The following is a 21,086-nucleotide window of genomic DNA, read 5'->3' as shown; positions in this document are numbered from 1 at the left end:
TTTATTCTCATTACGTTCATTCCGCTTTCTAAAAGCTCTGTAAGTTTTTCCTCGCCGGAAGTGACCGGCCCTATCGTCGCCACAATTTTTGTTTTTTTGCTTGTCATGTTATTTATGATTTTTTCGTAATTTTAACGCTTAAATTATAATTTATTTAACAATAATAACTTAAAATATTAGCTTATTTCCAAACTTTCCGCAACTTCACAAAAAAACATCCCGGCTTTAACGGGATGTTTTTTAATCGCCGCGAGGCTGCGAACCAGAAAAGCGATTTTAGAGGAGAGAGTTTTTAAAAAATCTCAATCGCTTTTTGCTCTGATTCAACAGCCTTACGGCGGTTAATTTCTTAATCTCACTTTGAACCCACCAACCATTAGCTGACGAGCTCAAAAAAGATTGGAAGAATGCACAAAACCACTGTGCATTCTTCCTTAAGCCCTATTCCAAAAACATTAACCCTGTTTCTGGAATATTTTTACTTCAACCGGGATGTACGATACATACACCCGGTATTGTTGAAACTTCCCGGCCAGCTCGGCGGCAAGTCTTTCGACCTCCGCCTTCCAGTCTTCATCGGACTGAACCGCGTAAAGCGGATTTTTGTCCGAGAAGAGAGTTAAAGCTGGCTCCGCGTCCGCGAACGGACCGTTGTCCGTCGGGTACGCGTATACAATTTCGGTCTGCTGTACGCCGACCGGAATGTATGTCCCCCCTGCAGCTATAGCCTTCCTGTAGGATTCTTTCAGGAAGTCAATGACCTCCTGCTTTTCCTGCAGAAAACCGCCATAGCCTTTCTTTAGGCCGAGATTGATCTCAGCCCTGATCGTTGTGGCCGCGCCACTGCGGCCATTGTCAAATGCGATTCCATACCCCATCTTTCTTCTCCTTTCTGAAAAAACAAAGATAATAACGAAAATACGCTTTTCGTTATTGCGCACCGTCTCAAAAAAATCGCAACTTGGACAATGCACTTTTCCTTTTCCTGTTAAGCAAGGTTATATAAATCTTCCGATAATTCCAGACCGGCAATCCTTTATTCATTCTTTCTCCTCGAGCCAGGGGTAAAAAATTTTACCCTCCCCTGCTCGGCCAGACTTAACTGACTTCCCGTTCGGCCATTGGCCTATAGGGCATGCGGGCAGGGTCGCCCAAAGTTAAAAGATAAAATCACTTTTTTGGCTTATGATCAATCCACAGACCGTAAATATAGTTGTAGACAAAGCCATAAGCCGTTTGCTGTTTCTCAATGCTCCATCCCGTTATTTCCTTATCGGGATTTAACCTTTCAAAATCCGATAAGATTTCCAGGATTTCCACAGGACGATCGCTTGGGCGACCATCCTTGTTTATGACAACGTAGGAGTGATTTCCCACAGTTTTAATAGAAACTATGGAAAACCCCTCACTTGCAAAAACTTGCAATTCAAAAAAATAAAGAATAAACAAAAAAGAAAAAACTAATAAGGCTTTTTTCATCTTCCTTCTCCTTTCAGAAATTTTCAGAAGTAAATTAATTCCAACACTGAATTCTACCCACCCTCTTTGGCAAGCAAAATTCAGTGTTGGAGTATAATCTCACTTTGAACCAATCAGCCCTAGACTGACAAGCTCAAAAAAGATTGGAAGAAGTGCATGAACCATCACGCACTTCTTCCTTGAAGGTTTTGGCAAGAAAGATTGAACCGCAATCTTTCTTGTCGGGCAAACCTACAACCCTTTTAAACATTTAATCAACCAGATCGCCTGGTTGATATTTATTGCCGTGACTTACTGCCACGACATACTTGCCCAATTTGGGGTCAAAGACCCCGATCACCTCATAGAGGTGTCCCACCGCGTGGGCAATCGCGATGGCAACGGGCAAACTTGCCGGCCCGTTGATTTTCAAAATTGGTCCGCCAGCAAGCTCATTGGCGGCGACCATCTCGCCAAGACGTTCAACAGCGTCTTTTACGATTTGGTCATTTTGGGCAGGCTCTCCGAAGCCTACCCTCAACAGACTCCCATTTTCTAAATTAATTTTAAAAAATTTATTAGCCATTCTCGGCCTCCTTTCTGTCGATTCCGCCCTAATCATTAATCGACATATTATTTCAGAATTCCTATCTGGGCGGCAAATAGGAATAAAAATTAAATTTAGAGTTTTACAAGACGCTCGGCCAGAGCCCTGATCATTGGTCTATTGGCGACCGGTTCGCCTCTTTCGAGGTGATGAACTGATCCCCGGAGGATTCCGTCTTGGGCAACGCCCTCGACTTTATCCTCTGTCCCGTGGTAGTCCGAATGAATCTCGGCAATCACGGTGAGACCGACTTTTTTGGCGAATTCGCGCCACTCCGGCACCTTGCTGGTGTCGCCAGCGAGGATGACGATGTGAGTGGCACTCGCGCAGATCGCTTCATTTTCCTTGGAGGTGATGCCTCCAATGTCGATGAGCGTCAGCTCAAGCGAGCACTTCTCGACCGAAGTCTTGTTACGCTCGACAAACTCCGGCGTAAACTTGGCTTTGTAGGCCGCCTTGCACGCCGCCGCGAGCTCCGGAACATGGTTCACAGTTGCCTGGAACCACGCACCCTCGCCATCCGGACAAGCCGTGATGACATAGGGATAGGGAGCACCGGGGATTGCGCGGATAGTCTGTTTCAGCCCCTCGCGCATGCAACTTTTGCCGGACCTAGGCGGACCGGCGAGAACAATCTTTTTCATATCCTCTCCTTTCTGCCTTTTCGGCAAAAAATTTTCGAATTTCACAAACAATCTTCCAACACTGGATTCTACCCACCCTCTTTGGATAAGCAAAATTCAGTGTTGGAATTTTCTGTTTTCGTATTGCCGCGAAATTGTGATTCGCGGAAACATCATCAGTCCGCCTTAGGCGGAGAACAGAGGGAGAAGTTTTAAACCTTAACTTCTCCCTTTTAAACCTTTTGCCGTTTGACGCAACGACGATGCGGCGGAATCTTTCCTCATCCGCTTGGACCATTCCTTACCGTCTCCGATTTTTTAAAATCTTAAATCGAAAATCAGTGTCCACTGAAGGACTCGGCAGAACGGTGCCGGAAACTCGCTCTAACACGAAGCAAGCGAGTTGTTTTTTGCTGCATACCTTTCCCACGCGGCTTGCATTTCCGCAAATGGGATTTTTATCAAAGTCTCCCCATGATAAGCATGGGGATTTTCGAATACGAGCCTGGTTTTTTGGCCAGGCCATACATATTCAAATGGGTCAACATCACAACTACCGTGGTTTATTTCCACGGTAGTTTTCCCTCCTAGTGTTTCAACCTGTACGGATTCGCACAGGTCCTCTCCTTTAAGATAAAACCGGGAAAATGCACCGATCCCGGTAGCAGCGACAAAGGATGACTCCAAGTCTTTGGCGACTATTAGGTCGCCGTGCCATAGGTGACCTATGACCTTTGATGACACCATGTGGCATGGCACATCTGACCTGCTACTATAATTCTGGATCGTAACCAGATACGATCCAGAGTACTTAGAATCTATCTCTCCTTCTAGGTGCACTCGCACCATTCCATTAACTACCTCTGATACTATTTTAAACTCCCTCATCTTTCTCTCCTTCCTCCCTCGCCTCATCGGCGAGAGAAAAATAGTCAAAAAATTAAATTAAATTACCCAATTTAAGGCAATGTAATATTGCTAGAGATCTAAAGATTCCTTAGTCATGAGATGAAATGGTTAAGTTAAAATGGTTGATTCATCATACTAAGGCTGTAATTAAATCCAGAACTAGACCCCGCACCAACTTTACTTAATGTTTTAACATAAAGTTTAATTGATGCTTGGCTTATCTCCCCACACATCTTGTTTTTTAAACAGAGTTGGTGCGGGGCAAATCGCCCTAAATAGGGTAATTTAATTGTTTTCTTGATTGAGAAGAAAAGAAGATCGGGTTGAAACAAAGAGACAACGCAATCTTTTTCCAACACTGAATTTCACCTACCCTCTTTGGATAAGCAAAATTCAGTGTTGGAATGCGATATTTGGTTTTTAAAAGAACAATTTTTCTGTTTTCGTATTGCCGCGAAATTGGAATTCGCGGAAACATCATCAGTACCGATTATTCGGCAGAACAGAGGGAAGTTTTTTAGAAAAACTTCCCGAAAACTTAAACTTTTATTTTACAAAAACCCCCACTCCCTTCTTTTAAAATCCAGAAAGAAGGTCCCGACTAGGACCCCCGCGTAAACAGGGAAATTGCCTGGCATCTTTCCCATGTTTTTTCTCAACTGCTCTTCCACGTCCACATTGATTTGACCAACGTGGAAATGACCATGAATCGGGTCGTAATAAAGTTCGACCCTTTTTAGAGAAGAGATTGAGTCCATATCAACATCTAATTTCCTCTTCCAAAATTTCCTATCCTCGGAAATTTCGAAAGTCAGATTTCCAGATACCTCTGTTAGAAGTACCTTGAAATCTGCTATCAACACCCCATCAGCCGCGATACTCCCACAATGTAGGACGATCTTTTCGTCCTCTTCAAATTCATAGTAATACAACCTCAGATGCCTCAAGGTTCCAACAGGAAGTTTGAAGCACTGATTGAAGAACCCTAAACACTTTTTGCTGACGAATTTTGCTTTTTCTTCTTCAAATCTCTTTTTCTCGAGACATTTTTTCATACCTGCCTCGATTGAGGCTAATTCCTCTTCGTCAACCGGAACCGCCTCATTTGTCTGCTCCCCTAGGAGGACTTTTTTAACAGCCCCTCCTATGTGTTGCCAGTAACGGGTAGACACTTCTCGTGTCCAACCTGTCGGCGTTGCCACATAAGCATCGCCGTTTATAACTTTGTACACCTGCTCACCTGCTACAAGCAGGCGTACGGCTTTACCCTCAAAAGAAGGCTTCATACTTCTCTCTCTTTCCCGCATTTCTGCGAAATAAATTTCAAAAAAATTTAATTTCCAACACTGAATTTTGCTTACCCTGTACTAACTTTTCTGCTAACTAAAACGATTTGTTATAAAGCAGTGGGCTAACCCAGACACTAACTCTTCTTGTAAACCAACCGGAGTTAGTACAGGGCAGGCCCTTAAAAGTTAATACGCAAAGGAAGTAAAATTCAGTATTCTATATTCTTTTTTTAAAGTTCGCCTTATTGGTCCTTATGTTTCACCAGCTGACTCTCTTATTTAAAAGAATCAGCCGTCTAAGGTAATAAGGAAATTCCTGAAGGCAAGACGGGTTTAGGTTCTTCCCTCCAAGCATTTCCCGAGTTTAATGTAGATGTTTATACTCATTGGCTCACTCTCTCCTCTATTGATTTCCCCATTCCGCCGGCTGGCGGATATCGGGACGTTCTATTGGTTAGACAGAACGAGAATGAAGCCAAACATCACTACAAAACTCTTTAAAATTCAATGTTCTATTTGATTTTCTGACTTAATTATACACGATATAAATATTTTGTCAAGGGTGTATATTCAAGCCAAAATCTATCAAATCTAATCACAGCATAGCATACATAAACATTTTGTCAAGCGGCTTTGGCGTCTTACCCCCGCCAACAATCAAAAAACCCTTGAAAAACAAGGATTTTTTGATTGTTGCGATATGTTATATTTGATTGTCGCAGACTAGCGTTTGCTCCACTGTGGGGCTTTTCTGGCTTTTTTGATTGCTCCACTGTGGGGCTTTTCTGGCTTTTTTGAGGCCGAATTTGCGACGTTCTTTCATTCTCGGATCGCGGGTGAGGAATCCGGCGATTTTTAATTCCTTTCTGAAGCCGGCATCCAATTTCAGCAGCGCCCGGCTTATGCCGTGCCTTACAGCCTCGGCCTGGGAGTGGATACCCCCGCCGGAAACTCTGGCCGTCACCTTAAGTTTGCCGGGAAAATTTATTTTCTTTATCGCTTCTTCGGCGATTTTCTTCGTCTCTTCCGTGGGGAAATATTCGTCCATTTTCTTGTCGTTGACGGTCATTCCCCCTTCGGCTTTGCTGTAAAGCCTGACTCTGGCCACGGAAGTTTTTCTTCTTCCGACGGCTTCAACGTATTTATGCGCTTCGGCTTTTTTGGTTTTTTGTTCCATCTTGGTTTAAGCGTTTTTTACAACCAAATTATTAATCATCACTCTCTGTAGTTTGTTTTTCGGCAGCATGCCCAACACGGCTTTTCTGAAAACGTATTCCACGCCTTTTTCTTTAAGCGCTTTTTCCATGCCCAGATAAGACAAACCGCCCGGATAACCGGAATATCTGGAATAATTTTTCTGTTTGGTTTTTTGCCCGGTTATCTTAACCTGGTCCAGGTTTACCACGTTCAAGACTATTTCCGGAGCGCGATTCTCCTTTATCCCCGGATCGTTTTTGCCGCGCAAAATGGAAGCCGCTTCCGAGGCGACTCTTCCCAAACTTCTGTTTTTCGCGTCTATTGTGTATTCTTTCATTTTTTTATTATACGAATTCTATAATGGCCATGGCGCTGCCGTCGCTCTTTCTTTGCGGGGTTTTGATTATTCTGGTGTAGCCACCCTTTCTTTCGGCGTATTTGGGGGCGATTTTCTCAATCAGCTTTTTGGCGGATTCCGCGCCTATTTTGGAAACCAGCAATTTTTTCTGATGTAAGGTTCCGATTTTGGCCTTGGTGACCAGTTTCTCCACCAGCGGCCTTAATTCTTTGGCTTTGGCCTCGGTCGTCTTCACCTTCTCGCTGCTTACCAGCCCCACGACCAAAGAGCGCATCAGCGCTTTTCTCTGATTTCTCTCTCTGCCGAATTTTCTATTTTTATCGTGGTGACGCATGCCAATTTTGTTTTACCCGCAACGCAACTATATTAATAAATTATGTGCGGGGTAATGTTTGGCGACTGAATTTTACTTCGCAAAACTCGTAAAATTCAGGCCAAGCCATTACTTTAACGTTATTCCGAAGTTTCCCAAAGCCCTTCTTATCTCTTGTATCATTTTTTTGCCCACTCCTTCAAGTTCCAGCAGATCCGTCTCCTTCTTCCTGGCCAATCCGCCCAGCGTCCTGATTCCGGCTTCGGTAAGAATGTTCATCGTTCTGGAAGAAAGTTCCAGATCTTCCACTCTCGTTTTAAGAACTTCTTTGTCTTCCTCTTCCGGAGCGGCTGCTTCCTCTTCGCTGGCGGCTTCTTCTTTAGCCGCGACTTTTTCTTCCTTCACCTCCTCTTCCTCCTGGAAATCGGCTATCGCCTTGAGATGATTTATCATTATCCCCACTGATTTCTGCAGAGCTTCCGCCGGAGCGATGGAGCTGTCGGTTTCTATGGAAATACGCAGTTTGTTGTAATCAGTCCTGTCGCCGACGCGCATATTCTCCACTTCGTAATTGACTTTTCTGATCGGGGTGAAGACAGCGTCCAAAACTATGGTGCCTATATCCACTTTGTCTTTGCGCAATTCGTCGCGGGAAACATATCCCAGCCCTTTCTCTATCGTTATCTCAATATCCAGCTTGGAATCCTTGGCGGTCAAAGTCGCGATGTGTTCATCTTCGTTCATAATCTCAATCTGCGACGGGAGGTCTATGTCTTTGCCCGTCACCGTTTTGGCTCCGTTGACCGATATTTTGGCGGTCTGGGCTTCGTCGGTGTTCATTTTAAACCTTAATTTTTTAAGGGCGAGCAGGATGGTGATAACATCTTCTTTAACGCCGGTTATTTTGGAAAATTCGTGGGAAACGCCGTCTATTTTGACGGTAGTGACGGCGGCGCCGGGGATGGACGAGAGTATTATTCGCCTTAATGAGTTGCCCAAAGTGTGTCCGTAGCCGGCGTAAAGCCCGCTTATCTCGTAAACGCCTTTGTTGCCTTCTTCAAAAACAATCTTCGGTTTTGACGGCAATGCGATTGTGTAGTCCATAATTTTAAATTAAAAAGCTGATAATGAAATATTAAAATGTTAAATATTTAAATATTTTCCGCCGAAGGAGCCCCGACGATTTCCCCTTCTTTTTTGGCTTTGTCCATTCTCAGCCAGGCGGGCGGGTTGTATTTCTTCATCTTCACGTCCAGATCCTTAAACTTGCCTTTTACGGCAGATTGCGGCCGTATGGAAATTTTATCGCCGATAAAAACCCGGCGGGAAGGCACGTTGACCCTTCTGCCGTTTACCATTATGTGCCCGTGGGTCACCATCTGTCTCGCCACCGACCTTGATTCCGCCAGTCCGAGCCGGTAAACCACGTTGTCCAGACGCGATTCCAATAAGCCGAAAAGTCCCGCCTTAACGTTTCCTCCGGCCGCTTTTACCGCAGCCTCTTTCATGTAGTTTTCGTACTGCCTTGTCCTTATGCCGTAGCTGAATTTTGTTTTCTGCGCTTCCCGCAGCTTCGCGCCGTACTCGCTGACGGAGGCTCTTCTCGGCCTTCCCGACTTTGTGGCCGGTCCGGGCAGATACGGTTTGCGGGCTATGGCGCATTTAGCGGTAAAACACCTCTCTCCTTTCAAAAAGAGTTTTTCCCCCGCTCTTCTGCATTTTTTACATTTATCTGTTAACATGTTTTAAATTTAATCTTTATATTTGGAATTTGGCGCTTGGAATTTGGGATTTATTCTATACTCTTCTCGGTTTCGGCGGTTTCGGGCCGTTGTGCGGCACCGGCGTTACATCTTTAATGGAAGTTATTTCAATCCCCTTGGAAGCAAACGCCCGAATGGCCGATTCTCGTCCGGCCCCGACCCCTTTGACGACGACATCAACATCCTTAATGCCCGCGTCAATGGCCTTGTCGGCCAAAAGTTCCGCCACTTTGGCGGACGCAAACGGCGTTCCTTTCTTAGCGCCCCTAAAGCCGAGCGTCCCGCTGCTGGACCAAAACAGTGAATTTCCGCTCTTGTCCGTAACATTGATGGTGGTGTTGTTATAGGTGGACTGCACCCGCAAAACGCCGCTGGTTATTTTGGCTTTGGCGGATTTGGCCGCGGGAGCTTTGCTCTCCTTTGTTTCCTTGGCGCTTCCCGCCGCGGTTTCTTCTTTGGTTATTATTTTCTTTTTACCCATGCCAATTTTGTTTGCGAACGAAGTGAGCAACTACAAAATTGCGCACCCGCCCAAGTTTTTATTTAAATATAACTCTAATATACTACTTAATTTTTAACGCTTGTAAACTTTTCTTTTGTCAATCCGCCTAAAAACTTAGGCGGGTAATGTTTGGCATCCATATTTTACTTCGCAAGGCTCGTAAAATATGGGCCAAGCCTTTATGTCTTCTCGGCTTTCTTCCTGCCGCTGCCCATGGTCACTCTGACGTTGCCTCGGTTGGTGCGGGAATTGGTTTTCGTCCTTTGGCCTCTTGTCGGCAACCTGCGGGCATGCCGACTTCCCCTGTATGATTTTATGTCTTTCAATCTTTTAATGTTGGACGATATCTCCCGGCGCAAATCGCCTTCCACTCTATGCTTCTCCACCAGCTGACGGACTGTATTTTGTTCGTTTTCCGTCAGATCTTTGGCTCTTTTGTCATAAGAAATTTTGGCGGCGTCAAGAATGTTTTGAGACAAAGTCCTGCCTATGCCGAAAACGTAAGTCAGGGCGACTTCCAATCTTTTATTGTCCGGTATGTTTGCTCCAGCGATTCTCATTTGTTTTTATCCTTGCCTTTGTTTATGCTTGGGCGTTTTTTTGCAAATGTTATAAAGCCGGCCTCCTCTTTTGACCAGCTTGCAATCCTTGCATATTGTTTTTACCGCGGCTCTTACTCTCATTTTTTAAAATAATTACAGCCTTTGGGTTATCCGACCCTTTGCCTGGCCGTACTGGCTCAACTCAACTTTGACCTTGTCGCCGACAAGGACTTTGATGCGGTTTATCCGCATCCTGCCGGACAAATACGCAATCGTTTCACTCCCATCTTCAAATGAGACGCGGAATGTGGCGTTAGGCAGTGCTTCTATTACGGTTCCGATAGCAATTTTATCTGACCTGTCTGCCATTTAATTTGTATGAGTTAGATAATAGCAAAGCGCCGATAAATGTCAAATACAATACCGGCGTTCCGCTGTAAATTGCTAATTTTTGTTTATTATCACGTTCAGCTGGATTTTTTCGTCGTCTTTCGGCAGTTTCCGCCACCAGGACGGTTTTGATATTATTTTGGCGGAATATATGGAATCGTAAGAACTTAAAACCTTGTTGTAATTCTTCCTTTTGCTGCCCTGCAGGTCGTCAACCAGTTTCTTTTGGTCAAATTTCCAGACAAATCTCGCCTTGCCTTTGAGCTTCAGGGTTATTTGCTTGTTTTTTGAATCTAAGGAAGAAAAGTTTAGGTCAAGATCTTCAAGATTGTCCACGGACACTTCTTCGGCGTTCGCGATGGACTTCTCAATTTTTCTTATGTTGGAGTTGGTAATGGCGCGGGACAAATCGTTTTTCTTCATTATATAGCCGGTCGCCGTTCCTGTGGTTTTGTAAACCAAGGGAGTCGCGCCGGCGGCATCGCCGACTTTCGGGTTGTTTTTGTCGTCCTTATATTCAACTTTTATGGCGTTTTTATGGAGAAAATAATCAGCCTGCCCCTGCTTCAGGAAATATTCCGCCAGTTTGTCTTTTATTTTACCCTCGGCGTTTTTTTTGGCGTTGTCAAGGTCTTCTTTTCTGACGACTCTGCTGTTGCCGCTGGTCCCTCCGACCATATCCGTTTTGGAACGGGCGTAAACACTGTCGTACCTTGGTCCGCCTTTCAGGCCGGGAATTTTAAAGTCAACGATGCCGATGTTGTACTCCTCGCCGGGCTTGTCGGCGTAAACCGTCGCCTCCGCCGAATCCTTGCCCGGAATGGTCACCGCGTTGCTTATCCTGTAAATTTTGCCGTCCGGAGCCTCAAATCGGGTGTTGGCAACGAGAGTTTGCGGCGCCGTTCCGTAGTTGTTGTAAATTGTTATCTTGCCGCTGGCTTTCTGCCCGCCTCCGGCGATACCGGTCGGTGTTATGACCTGCGTTTCTTCTATCTCCATTTTCATCGTTTCAAAGGAGAGATTTTCGGAAGTCGCGGAAGAAACGCCGTAGGCCTTCAGCGTGGTATCAATTTCCGTCAACTCCTGATGAGGAGTTATGTTGATGACCGCCGAAGAAATTCTGCCGACAAAAACCAAACCGAATCCGGCAATCAAAGTGGCGGCAGCCAGAAAAATAAAAACTCGGAACAGGACACGGCTCCTGTTTTTCTTTTCGTTTTCAAGCTCTTTGTCCAAGGGAACCATTTCCTTCTTCTGCTTCAAAAAAACGTCTTTGATTACTTTTTTGGCCATTTTTTATTTTTCGCCCGCCGACCGGCGGGGCGGTTTAATTCATAATTTTTTGTTGGCGTAATAAGATTCAAGCAATAAAGCGGCGTCTTTGTAATGATGAACTGTTTCTCCGCTTTGTCCGGAACTGCCGATTATAAAAAAGTGCTCCAGCCATTCCGGCAAAATCTCCCGGGGCGTCATCGGCTTGCCCAAAACCGTAAAATCGGAAAACTCTCCCGCCGCGACGCACTCTTCAAAATATTTTTTCGCCATTCCTCCGCCTATTATCATCACCAGGCCGGGCAACGGGCCGGATTCGGCGATTTTGCCGACGGCCTCGCCAAAAAAACTCCGCCATTCTTCCTTGCTTTCCCGTATCGCCAAAGCGATATTGCCCGAACTTTCCGCCGTCCGGTGCCCCGCGACGTATGATTTTAAAAGAGACGGCGCTTCTTTGACGAAAGAGTTGGAAGACGAAGCCACCTTTCTCAACAAGGCGTTGTAACCTTTGGGGAACGACACTGTCGCGGCCAGGCTCTTGTCTTTTATTAAAAAAACGTCCGTCACTTCGCCGCCAATATCCGCGACCAGATAATCTTCCCTGTTTTTTATTATACCGTTAAAAACTTTCATAGCCAGCAATGGGAACGTGGCGTATTCCACAGGCGCGGGGCCGAAAGCGGAAATTATTCGTTTTTCAATGTTTTTTCTGACTGATTCCGCCGCCGAACTCAAGTAAACGCCCAGCCGGACGGTCTTTGCCTTTTTTCCGAAAGGCGAATCCGCGGAGTAGCCGTTGAGTTCCGTTTTTATTATCTCGTGCTCAAGGAAAAACCCGCGGGCGTTTTTCATCTTACCTTCTTCTTCGGCGATGATCTGGCGAAAAAATTCCGGCTTAATCTCAAAAGGTTCGCTTTTTGAAATATTTATAACCTTGCTTCGCGAAACAAACCACGGAGAAGAAAAAACGCACAATATTTTTTCCGGCCGGCCGCTTATGATGCCGCCGATGTTCTTCAGGCTCTTTTCCAAAGCCCCCGCGGCACATCTCCAGAAGGCGTCAAAGTTTACATCGTAAAGAAAATTAAAAGGCTCCCGCGCCGAACCGATAATTCTGGCTTGGCCGTCTTTGTTTTGCTCAATAACCATCGCGCCCACGGAAGAGCTGGCGAAGTCAATGACCGCTATTTTTTTGTTTTTTGGCAAAGGATTAACGAAAGTCATTCTATGGGATTAATTATACCATAAATAAATATTGGCCAGTCTGTATTTATTAACATTAAAAAATCCCGAAAATATGCTATGATTTTCAGAGTTATTTATGGAAAGCGGCAAGGCGTATAATCCCGCCCAAAAACAGCAAAAAACCGACCTGCCAGGTTGGCAATCTAAACCTGGCAGGTCGGTTTTCTTCGCGGCGTCAAAACAAGCGTGGTGGGCTGTTTTAATTTGCGTTTTTTTCGGCGCCGTTTCTTTTTTCTCCGTTTCCGGATTCAATTTCCGCGACCTCAAATACTCAGGAGACTCCATCACCAGCGACGAAGTCCCCCACCTCACCAGCGGCTACTACTATCTTGAATCCGGCCGTTATTTTTTAAATCCGGAACACCCTCCCTTGGTGAAAGACGTTTCCGCCGTTTTAATCAGACTGTTTTTAAACCCCGATTTTCCCGAAGTTTCCTACGACGCGCCCTTCCCTTCCGAAGCGGAAAAGGAAGATTTATTCTTTAACAAGAAAATTTTTCCCCGCGTTCTGGAAATTGAAAATTATCACTGGGACAACCGGATGCTGATATTCAACCCGCAAAGCAATCCGGATTTGATAATCCTGTTGGCCAGATTGTCGGTGATAATTTTCAACTCCACCCTGCTCTTCCTGCTTTATCTGATGCTGCGCAAAAATTTCGGCCAAAGAACTTCTCTGATTGCTTTGTTTTTGCTCTCATTTTCTCCTTTAAGTTTCGCCCACGCCTCGTTGGTGACCACCGACTTCGCCTCCTCCGTCTTGCAAATGTCGGCGTTGGGCGCTTTTGCTTTTTATCTTTACCTTTTTTCAAACGACCGGAAATACAAATGGTGGCTGGGGCTTTCGGCCTTTCTGTTTGCCGCGGCGTATTCGGCAAAGTTTTCTTCCTTGGCCATGCTGGCGCCGGCGTTTCTGGGCGGCGCGGCCTACCTGGCCGTTCGCGGTTTCAAAAGAACATCAAGGACCGACCTTGATAATGATTATCAAGGTCGGTCCTTGATGGGACGGCTGGCGGTTTACGCAATCCAATACGCGACGCTGGCTATAATTTCTCTGGCGCTGACAATCGGATTTTACGCCGCCCACGTTTACAACTCCGACGGCGAGGGCATTAAATCGCAGCTTCAGGCCAATTATCCGGCAAAATTTCCAGATTCCGGCAAAGAGATTTTGTTTAGGCTGGCCGACTCCAACATTTTCGGCCGGGCCGCCGCCACTTACGCCATAGGGATTTCCATGGTCGTCAACCGAGTGGACAGCGCCGGCCAAAGCGCTTACTTTATGGGCAAAATATACGGCTCCGAAGGCGCCGGTGTTTGGTATTTTCCGGTTCTTTATCTGCTGAAACTGCCTCTGCCTATTCACTTTCTTTCTTTTGTTTCTTTATTGTTGTTTATTATTTCCGTCATTTTTCTTATTTTTAAAAAACCGACACGCGATGTCAAAAATTCCCCGACACCGCGTGTCGGTTTTAAGAACGGTCTGCTTTCTTACTTCAGAACAATATCCCCGTTAAGTTTTGTACTGGCCGCTTTTCTGGCAGTTTTTTCTTACGAAGCTTTAAACAGCCGCCTTAACATCGGCATCAGGCACTTTATGCCGGCGATTTTCGCCGCTTTAACTCTTACCGCCGCCGGAATCGGCAGATATTGGAACTTCGGTTTGGGCAAATTTTTGACGGTCAGAAACGTTTTCTTCGCTTCGGCCTTGGTCGTCGTTTTTTCGGCGGCATTGTCTTTCCCCCATTATTTGAGCTACTATAACCTCGCGGGCGGAGGAACAGACAACGGCTACAAAACAGCCACCGACTCCAATTACGACTGGGGACAGGACGTAAAACGGCTGGGCAAATGGATAAAAGAAAACAACATAGAAACTGTCTACGTGGACATCTTTTCGCTCAACGCCCCCAAATATTACTTCGGAGAAAATTTCCGTTACTTCAATCTTAAAAACGATCCGCCGCCGCCCTCCGGTTCTTACATAGCCGTTTCGGCGATGAACCTGCAGAATAATATTTACGACAAAAACATCCCGCCGGAGAAAAAATATTCCATTTTCAAGAACAACCTGGAAGCCAGAGTCGGCAAAACGATTTTTATTTTCAAAACGCCATGACGTCGGAACAAAAAAACAAAAAACTAAATATAGTTCTGCCCGCTTACAACGAGGAAAAAGTAATAGGCGACTCCACGGAGCGTCTTTCCGGTTTTTGCCGCCAAAATATGACCGCTTACGACTGGAAGATAATCGTCGCCGACAACGGCTCCACGGATAAAACGGCCGACATCGTAAGAAAAATGGAAAAAGATTCCGGCAACAAGATTGTCCACAAGCTCGTTTCCGCCAAGGGCAAAGGGTTGGCTGTCCGCGAAGGCTGGCAAAGTTTTGACGCCGACGTTTACGTTTTTATGGACGCGGACTTGTCCACCGATTTGTCCGGCTTGCCCGCGTTGACAAACGCCATTGAGCAAGGTTACGATTTGGCCGTCGGCTCAAGAATGGCCCTCGGCTCGGTCGTGCGCAGAAGTTTAAAACGCAAAATTATTTCCAAAGTCTTCAGCCTGCTCGTGCGCCGCAAATTCGGCCTGAGGATAAAAGACTACCCCTGCGGCTTTAAAGCCGCCAACAATAAAATCGTCCGGGAGTTGCTGCCTTTGGTTAAAAACAACACCTGGTTTTTTGACACGGAAATGATAATCCGGGCGGCCAAAAAAGGCTACAAAATAAAAGAAATTCCGGTAAAATGGACGGACACGGACGAAGACGCCGGCCGCGAAAGCAAAGCAGATTTGAAGAAAATAATAAAAGAATATTTGAAAGAATTAAAAAAATTAAAAGCGGACCTGCCCCGTTAGAAGTTTTAAAACTAGCGTGTATAATCACAAATAAAGCCGAAGGCGATTTCGCAAAATTATTCGCCGCGCAAGTACAGGCCAGTATGAACTTTTAAAGGGGCTTAATTTAAAAACTATGATTCAATTTTTAAAAAAGTTTTTTTCCAAAAAAAGAAACCTGGTCGTTTTTTACGCCGTGGCCGTGCTTATCGCCTCCTACTTCACTTATTTTAAAAATTACGACTACCCGCCGGCGGTTTTCTGGGACGAGAACTACCACATCGCCTCGGCCCAAAAATATCTTGAAGGAGTGATATTTATGGAGCCGCATCCTCCGCTGGGGAAAATGTTTATCGCGCTGGGCGAATACATGATGAAGCCCAACCGGTTTATAAATCAGGACGAGCTTCACAAATTCACCCAGACCGATTACATCAAAGACTTTCCCGCCGGCTACTCTTTTGCCGGAGTGAGGCTTTTTTCAACCCTGTTCGCCTGGTTCTCGGCGGTTTTGTTTTTTCTTATTTTTTACCTTGTTTCCAAAAACGCCCATTTGTCGGCGCTTTTTTCTTCGCTCTATGTTTTTGACAACGCGCTGATAATCCACTCCCGCGCGGCGATGCTGGAGGGCAGCCATCTGTTCTTCATCCTGCTGGCCGCGCTTTATTTTGTTTATCTTCTGGGGAGGAAAACTCCTTTAAAACTTTCCAATTACTTCTTGTTCGGTTTTCTTGTTGGAATTCCGATAATGATAAAGGCGACCGGCGGGATATTGCTTCTGCTTTTACCGTTCTTGCTGGCTTGTGAAAATTGGGAAAAAATCCGAGCGTCGCGACATCAAGGACCGACCTTGATGCGCGCATCAAGGTCGGTCCTTGATGGTCTGAAAATTACTTTGTTAAAAAGCGTCGTGTTCGTTTTCGGCGCGGTTATTGTATTCTTCGCCGTCTGGCAGATTCATTTTTCGCTGGGTAAAAAAATAGAGGGCGACAAATCTTATAGAGCTTCGGAAGAATACAAAGCCATAATCGCGGAAGGAAAAACTACCGAGTTTAAAAATTTCCCCGCCATGGTCAAGGACAATCTGGCCTACATGGCCAACTACAACAAAGGCGTGCCGGTGTTGGATGTCTGCAAGCCGGACGAAAACGGCAGCCATCCGATGACCTGGCCATTGGGCGACAAGAGTATCAACTACCGATGGGAAAGGAGTGGCGACGGTGTTAGATATATGTACCTGCAAAGCAATCCGGCCACCTGGCTGCTCGGCTTATCAGGTATCGTTATCTCCCTTGTTCTTATAGTGGCCGTGTTTCTTTTCCGCCTGCCGATTAAAGACAAAAAACTTTTTTACCTTATCTCCGCCTTTGCGGCGATGTACGTCAGTTATATGGCGGTGATGTTGCGAATTGAGCGGGTGATGTATTTGTACCATTACTTCATTCCGCTTGTATTCTCCTTCATTCTGGCTTTCCTTGTCTTCAACTACATCTTCGCCGAAAAACTGGCGGCCAAACCGAAAATTATTTACAAAATTATCCTTCTGGCCGTCGTCGCCATAATAATCTCCTACTCCTTCTTCAGCCCGCTCACCTACTATCAGCCGCTGACCACGGAGCAATTCAAACAGCGCGTGTGGTTTGACTTCTGGAAACTCAAACCGGTGGAGTAAGGGTGGCTTGCGAAAAACATTCCGCCTCGCCAATTTTAAGCCTATTTCAGTTGTTTGAGCAACAATCTAACCGCTTCGTTTAAATATTTTACGCTTAGCTCTTTTTCTGTGTCCAGATTTGAGTGATAAACTTTCATCAGTTTTTTAATATCTCCACTAAGTATATGAATTTTATCTTTTAATTTTTCCGCGGAACTAATTGGAAAAGCCAAATTTATAATTTCGGGATCGTTAGTGGAAAACATCTTTCCATTACCCACACAATCGACAACAAAAATTTTATGAGCGCGCTTAAGCAAATCACCATGTCTTTCTTCGAAGACTCTGTAGCCATGCCCCCAATAAGTGGGGCGATCATAAGAAAGCTCCTCATTGCCGTCAAAAACAAAAAGATTGTTCTCTGAAGTTGTTGGATTTTTTACCAAAACATCAATCATTACGGCAACTCCCGAAGCATTGTCGGTTGCCCCCGAGCCAATGGAATCATAATGCCCGAAAATTATATTTTTGGGGCTGCTTGTGTTCCCGACTAAAATTTGATTTGACTCCATTTCTACTTTTTTGACGCTTACTTTGCCTAAAATTTTATTCGCCTGGATAATGGCGGTAATGTTTTTCCGCGAAACGGCGACAGCCGGAGAAAAATAAAAATTAGCCGCTGATATGTCGTCGCATTCAGGGTTAAAGTTTATATTTGGCTGATTCGCGAACAAGCGGGAAGAAATAAGGGAACTGGCAATGGAATTTTTGCTTTTTATTTCTCCGCCAATAAACGAACACCCCTTGCAGGGTATTTTTTTTCCATCTACCGCAAGGCTGGCGCCCACCTCCGGAATTTCGACTTTAAATTTTTCCGACAGGAAAGAGACCTTGTGATATTTCAAGGTTTTTTCTAAGTACTTGCCCGTCATTTCAGCTTTTTTCCCTTGCCTGGGGGAAAAATTAAGCAAGTCGCGGATAAACGATTGTTTGTTAAATTTCTGCATTGTTTTATTATACAAGGGAGGGCTCTTTTACCAAGTTTGCGCTTCTAAAAGAGCCCTCTTTGTTTACCTTCTATAATTAAGAACTCTCTCCGATAATTCTTTGAAGAATTGGCACAAATAGCCGTCTTCTCCGAATTTTTCCAAGGAGACCTCTTCGCCAATACTATCCAAGCATTCAGGATTTTCTTTTTCCACAATATCTCGATTCAGGCACCGCATTTCAAGAGTTAGCGGCGGGATTTCCAAAACAAGCGGATACACTCCCGCAATTTCCTTCACCGCGTCCATTGTCCGGATAAATAATTTACGAGCTTCCGGCACTTGACCGTCAGGGTTTTCATAAGTTTCTAGCAACACCACTGAACCGTCCAAAAAGCATGAGAAGTACAGAGGATAATACCAGCTTGAGGGCGGCCTAACACAATCAGAATCCAGCTTTCCGCGGGAAGAATCTTTTAGGAAGATTTTACGCCCCTTGCCACTGCTTGTCTCATAGACAAATTCCGGCTTATTCACAGACGATTTTAGGCAGTCGTTCCAAAAACCTGAAATGTCGAGCGCGGGATCATACCCATTAAATACCTTTTTTCTAAGCTGACTGTGAAATTCCGGCAAAGTTCCGCCACCGGCGACCGTGATGTGACCCAAAACAACGCTTTCCAGTTCCGGTATTTGCCCGCCGAAAACATTCTCATAACGAAGCGTCAATTTTCCCTTCTCCGTAATTTTTGACCATGGAATTTTTACCCTATTCAGCTTTTCGGAATTAGCGGAAGAAAAATTGTCTTGCAAAAAAGACATCCACACCGGCTCAAGCCCAAGTTTTTTAGAACCTATAAAAAACGTGACATCCTCAACACAAACCGAGGGAATTTGCCTGGCCAAAAAGCCATATGTCCTTGTTTCATCTTTAAGAAACGACAAATGTTTCTCTTTGATTGCTCCAAAGTTTTCTATTCCGTATTTTTGCTTCACCCAATGATCAATTTTTTTTCTTATCTCCCCCGCCATTTTTTTCCTCTCATCTAACAATACTTCCAATTCTTTCCTCGTCCTTATATACATAGGTCTCCTTTCTATTCAATTGTTAAAAAACAAAAATCCGGCTCCACACGAAGCCGGATTCAGATGCCCAAATTGATTGAATATTAATTAATTTTATTTAGACAGCTAAAACCGACCTCCTGATTGAAAGTCTTAAAGTGTTTTAGCCACTTATATGAAAAATTAATTACTCCCTGTTTCATTTATATGATTACTTAATAATAAAGGTTTACCAAGACTAGTCAAATTTAAGCCTGTGCATAAGTTAAGGAAGACATTGTAATAGATTCGCGATTATTACTACTCCAATACCGCCTTTATTCTCCTTACTCCCGCCGAGACGGCTTCTTCTTTGATGATTTTGAAGCGGCCGAGCTGGCCGATTGAGGAAACATGCGGCCCCATGCAAATTTCTTTGGAGAAAAATTTTTCAGGCTCTCCTATCGTGTAAACTTTGACCCTGTCCTCGTATTTATGGCCGAACAGGCCGATGGCGCCGGATTTTCTGGCCTCTTCCAACACCATTTCTCTCCAGGAAACCGGCAGATTTTCTTTTATTTTTCCATTGACGATTTCCTCTACTTTCTCAATCTGTTCCTTGGTCATCTTTTCCGGCCAGGAAAAGTCAAAACGCAATCTTTCGGCGGTGATATTGCTGCCCTTCTGCGCCACGCTTTCGCCCAAAACGATTTTAAGCGCTTTGTGCAAAAGATGGGTCGCCGTGTGGTATTGAGTCGTTTTTTCTCCGGCATCGGCCAAGCCTCCTTTAAACATTCCGGCGGAAGAAGTGCGGGAAATTTTCTGATGCTCTTCAAACTCCTTGTCAAAACATTTCACGTCCACTTCCAATCCTTTTTCTTTGGCCAGTTCCGTGGTCATTTCCAGCGGAAAGCCATAGGTGGAAAAAAGAACAAAGGCGTCTTTACCTGAAACATTTCCTTTGGTGGAAATTGACTCAAATTCCTTTAATCCTTTTTCCAACGTCTTGCCGAACCTTTTTTCCTCCTCGCCAATAACGTTTAAAATCATTTCTTTTTTCTGAACAAGTTCCGGATAAAATTCTTTATATATTTCAAAAACCGGCAATGTGATCTCGCTTAAAAATTCTTTTTCTATTCCCAATTGCCTACCGCATCGGACCGCTCTGCGTATCAGCCGCCTTAAAACATATCCCCGCCCGAGATTGGACGGCGCCACTTCGTCGGCAATAATAAACACACTCGCTTTGACATGATCTGCAATAATTTTTATATTCTTTTCTTCTTTAATATTTTTGATTCTTGATTCTTGATTCTTGATTTTGCTTATAATTGGCTCAAACAAATCCGTTTCGTAAACATTATTTTTGCCCTGCATCATCATCGCCATTCTCTCCAACCCCATTCCGGTATCAACGTTTTTTTGCTTGAGCGGCTCGTATTTGCCGTCCAAAGTTTTATTGTATTGCATAAAAACGTCGTTCCATATTTCCACCCATAAATCATTGTCGTCGTTGAAGTAGCTCGGAACGTCTTTCGGGTCTCCGGTCCAGTAAAACATTTCCGTGTCCGGCCCGCACGGTCCGGTCTTGCCGGCCGGGCCCCACCAGTTGTTTTTCTTCGGCAGACGGGCGATCCTCTTTTCCGGCACGCCCAACTTTTTCCAAAGCTCATACGCTTCTTCGTCAAAGGGAGCATCGTCATCTCCGGCAAAAACGGAGACCGCCAGCAAATTTTTATCTAATCCCAGCCATTTCTTGTCCGTCAAAAATTCCCAGCTCCATTCTATCGCTTCGCGTTTAAAGTATCCTGCCCCGATGCCATCGTGCGTCTTGGGGTCGCCGAACGACCAGTTCCCCATCATCTCAAAAAAAGTAAGATGCCGCGCGTCGCCCACTTCTTCTATGTCGCCGGTGCGGACGCATTTTTGGATATTGGCCACTCTCCTGCCGCCCGGATGGTCTGCTCCCAAAAGATAAGGCACCAGCGGCTGCATGCCGGCGGTGGTAAATAGCACGGTCGGGTCCGTTTCGCTCGGCACAAGCGAGGCCGAAGGGATTATCGCGTGCCCTTTACTCTTAAAAAATTCCAAAAATTTTT

The 21,086-nt window shown here is 45.0% G+C and carries 25 protein-coding genes; 3 read left to right on the top strand and 22 right to left on the bottom strand.

Annotated elements, in window-relative coordinates; translation table 11 throughout:
• From HUT38_03300 to HUT38_03210, 19 genes are all read right to left on the bottom strand, one after another.
• Positions 1–107: hypothetical protein (locus HUT38_03300; GenBank protein ID NUQ57484.1), on the bottom strand; the 107-nt coding region annotated here is incomplete at its 3' end.
• Between the two features lie 348 nt (positions 108–455).
• Positions 456–974 (bottom strand): hypothetical protein, encoded by a 519-nt coding sequence (locus HUT38_03295; GenBank protein NUQ57483.1) that lies wholly within the window; start codon positions 972–974, stop codon positions 456–458.
• Between the two features lie 196 nt (positions 975–1,170).
• Positions 1,171–1,479, bottom strand: a complete 309-nt coding sequence (locus HUT38_03290) for a hypothetical protein (protein NUQ57482.1) — start codon at positions 1,477–1,479, stop codon at positions 1,171–1,173.
• A 250-nt stretch (positions 1,480–1,729) separates the two neighbouring features.
• A complete protein-coding gene (locus HUT38_03285; protein ID NUQ57481.1) occupies positions 1,730–2,044 on the bottom strand; it encodes a CRISPR-associated protein Csx3 in 315 nt (104 codons plus the stop codon).
• Positions 2,045–2,139: 95 nt separating this feature from the next.
• Positions 2,140–2,709: a hypothetical protein gene (locus tag HUT38_03280; protein NUQ57480.1), complete on the bottom strand. Its 570-nt coding sequence runs from the start codon at positions 2,707–2,709 to the stop codon at positions 2,140–2,142.
• Positions 2,710–3,072: 363 nt separating this feature from the next.
• On the bottom strand, positions 3,073–3,576 hold the full coding sequence (locus HUT38_03275) for a hypothetical protein (protein NUQ57479.1): 504 nt from the start codon (positions 3,574–3,576) through the stop codon (positions 3,073–3,075).
• Positions 3,577–3,710: 134 nt separating this feature from the next.
• Positions 3,711–3,956, bottom strand: a complete 246-nt coding sequence (locus HUT38_03270) for a hypothetical protein (protein NUQ57478.1) — start codon at positions 3,954–3,956, stop codon at positions 3,711–3,713.
• Positions 3,957–4,148: 192 nt separating this feature from the next.
• Positions 4,149–4,883: a hypothetical protein gene (locus tag HUT38_03265; GenBank protein NUQ57477.1), complete on the bottom strand. Its 735-nt coding sequence runs from the start codon at positions 4,881–4,883 to the stop codon at positions 4,149–4,151.
• A 706-nt stretch (positions 4,884–5,589) separates the two neighbouring features.
• Positions 5,590–6,063, bottom strand: coding sequence for a 30S ribosomal protein S9 (rpsI, locus tag HUT38_03260; GenBank protein NUQ57476.1), 474 nt, complete (start codon positions 6,061–6,063; stop codon positions 5,590–5,592).
• A gap of 6 nt (positions 6,064–6,069) precedes the next feature.
• Complete coding sequence (gene rplM, locus HUT38_03255) at positions 6,070–6,420, bottom strand: 50S ribosomal protein L13 (GenBank protein NUQ57475.1); 351 nt, start codon at positions 6,418–6,420, stop codon at positions 6,070–6,072.
• Positions 6,421–6,427: 7 nt separating this feature from the next.
• Entirely contained in the window at positions 6,428–6,775 is a 348-nt protein-coding gene (rplQ, locus tag HUT38_03250; protein NUQ57474.1) for a 50S ribosomal protein L17, read from the bottom strand.
• A 108-nt stretch (positions 6,776–6,883) separates the two neighbouring features.
• Positions 6,884–7,858: a DNA-directed RNA polymerase subunit alpha gene (locus HUT38_03245; GenBank protein ID NUQ57473.1), complete on the bottom strand. Its 975-nt coding sequence runs from the start codon at positions 7,856–7,858 to the stop codon at positions 6,884–6,886.
• A gap of 47 nt (positions 7,859–7,905) precedes the next feature.
• Positions 7,906–8,496, bottom strand: coding sequence for a 30S ribosomal protein S4 (gene rpsD, locus HUT38_03240; protein ID NUQ57472.1), 591 nt, complete (start codon positions 8,494–8,496; stop codon positions 7,906–7,908).
• A 55-nt stretch (positions 8,497–8,551) separates the two neighbouring features.
• Complete coding sequence (gene rpsK / locus HUT38_03235) at positions 8,552–8,998, bottom strand: 30S ribosomal protein S11 (protein ID NUQ57471.1); 447 nt, start codon at positions 8,996–8,998, stop codon at positions 8,552–8,554.
• A 200-nt stretch (positions 8,999–9,198) separates the two neighbouring features.
• Positions 9,199–9,579 carry a 30S ribosomal protein S13 gene (gene rpsM / locus HUT38_03230; GenBank protein ID NUQ57470.1) on the bottom strand — a complete coding sequence of 127 codons (381 nt, stop codon included), beginning with the start codon at positions 9,577–9,579 and terminating at the stop codon, positions 9,199–9,201.
• A gap of 6 nt (positions 9,580–9,585) precedes the next feature.
• Positions 9,586–9,702, bottom strand: a complete 117-nt coding sequence (gene rpmJ, locus HUT38_03225; GenBank protein NUQ57469.1) for a 50S ribosomal protein L36 — start codon at positions 9,700–9,702, stop codon at positions 9,586–9,588.
• A gap of 12 nt (positions 9,703–9,714) precedes the next feature.
• Complete coding sequence (infA, locus tag HUT38_03220; GenBank protein ID NUQ57468.1) at positions 9,715–9,930, bottom strand: translation initiation factor IF-1; 216 nt, start codon at positions 9,928–9,930, stop codon at positions 9,715–9,717.
• Between the two features lie 75 nt (positions 9,931–10,005).
• Positions 10,006–11,244, bottom strand: coding sequence for a baseplate J/gp47 family protein (locus HUT38_03215; protein NUQ57467.1), 1,239 nt, complete (start codon positions 11,242–11,244; stop codon positions 10,006–10,008).
• A gap of 39 nt (positions 11,245–11,283) precedes the next feature.
• Positions 11,284–12,447, bottom strand: coding sequence for a hypothetical protein (locus HUT38_03210; protein ID NUQ57466.1), 1,164 nt, complete (start codon positions 12,445–12,447; stop codon positions 11,284–11,286).
• Positions 12,448–12,544: 97 nt separating this feature from the next.
• On the opposite strand from HUT38_03210, the gene HUT38_03205 reads away from it, so the two are divergent.
• From HUT38_03205 to HUT38_03195, 3 genes are all read left to right on the top strand, one after another.
• On the top strand, positions 12,545–14,587 hold the full coding sequence (locus tag HUT38_03205; GenBank protein NUQ57465.1) for a glycosyltransferase family 39 protein: 2,043 nt from the start codon (positions 12,545–12,547) through the stop codon (positions 14,585–14,587).
• Positions 14,584–15,327, top strand: coding sequence for a glycosyltransferase (locus HUT38_03200; GenBank protein ID NUQ57464.1), 744 nt, complete (start codon positions 14,584–14,586; stop codon positions 15,325–15,327). The genes HUT38_03205 and HUT38_03200 overlap by 4 nt, the downstream gene beginning before the upstream one ends.
• A 115-nt stretch (positions 15,328–15,442) precedes the next feature.
• Entirely contained in the window at positions 15,443–16,978 is a 1,536-nt protein-coding gene (locus tag HUT38_03195) for a phospholipid carrier-dependent glycosyltransferase (protein ID NUQ57463.1), read from the top strand.
• 41 nt (positions 16,979–17,019) lie between these two features.
• Here HUT38_03195 and HUT38_03190 read toward each other — a convergent pair whose 3' ends face one another.
• The 3 genes from HUT38_03190 to HUT38_03180 all read right to left on the bottom strand — a co-directional run.
• Positions 17,020–17,964 carry a M28 family peptidase gene (locus tag HUT38_03190; protein NUQ57462.1) on the bottom strand — a complete coding sequence of 315 codons (945 nt, stop codon included), beginning with the start codon at positions 17,962–17,964 and terminating at the stop codon, positions 17,020–17,022.
• A 63-nt stretch (positions 17,965–18,027) separates the two neighbouring features.
• Positions 18,028–19,029, bottom strand: a complete 1,002-nt coding sequence (locus HUT38_03185; protein NUQ57461.1) for a hypothetical protein — start codon at positions 19,027–19,029, stop codon at positions 18,028–18,030.
• A gap of 279 nt (positions 19,030–19,308) precedes the next feature.
• Positions 19,309–21,086: alanine--tRNA ligase (locus tag HUT38_03180; GenBank protein NUQ57460.1), on the bottom strand; the 1,778-nt coding region annotated here is incomplete at its 5' end.

The organism is Candidatus Paceibacter sp., from assembly GCA_013360865.1.
Lineage (GTDB): Bacteria > Patescibacteriota > Minisyncoccia > UBA9983 > UBA9983 > SURF-57.
The sequence above is the reverse complement of the archived record's forward strand: the minus strand, read 5'-3'. Positions and strand labels throughout refer to the sequence as shown.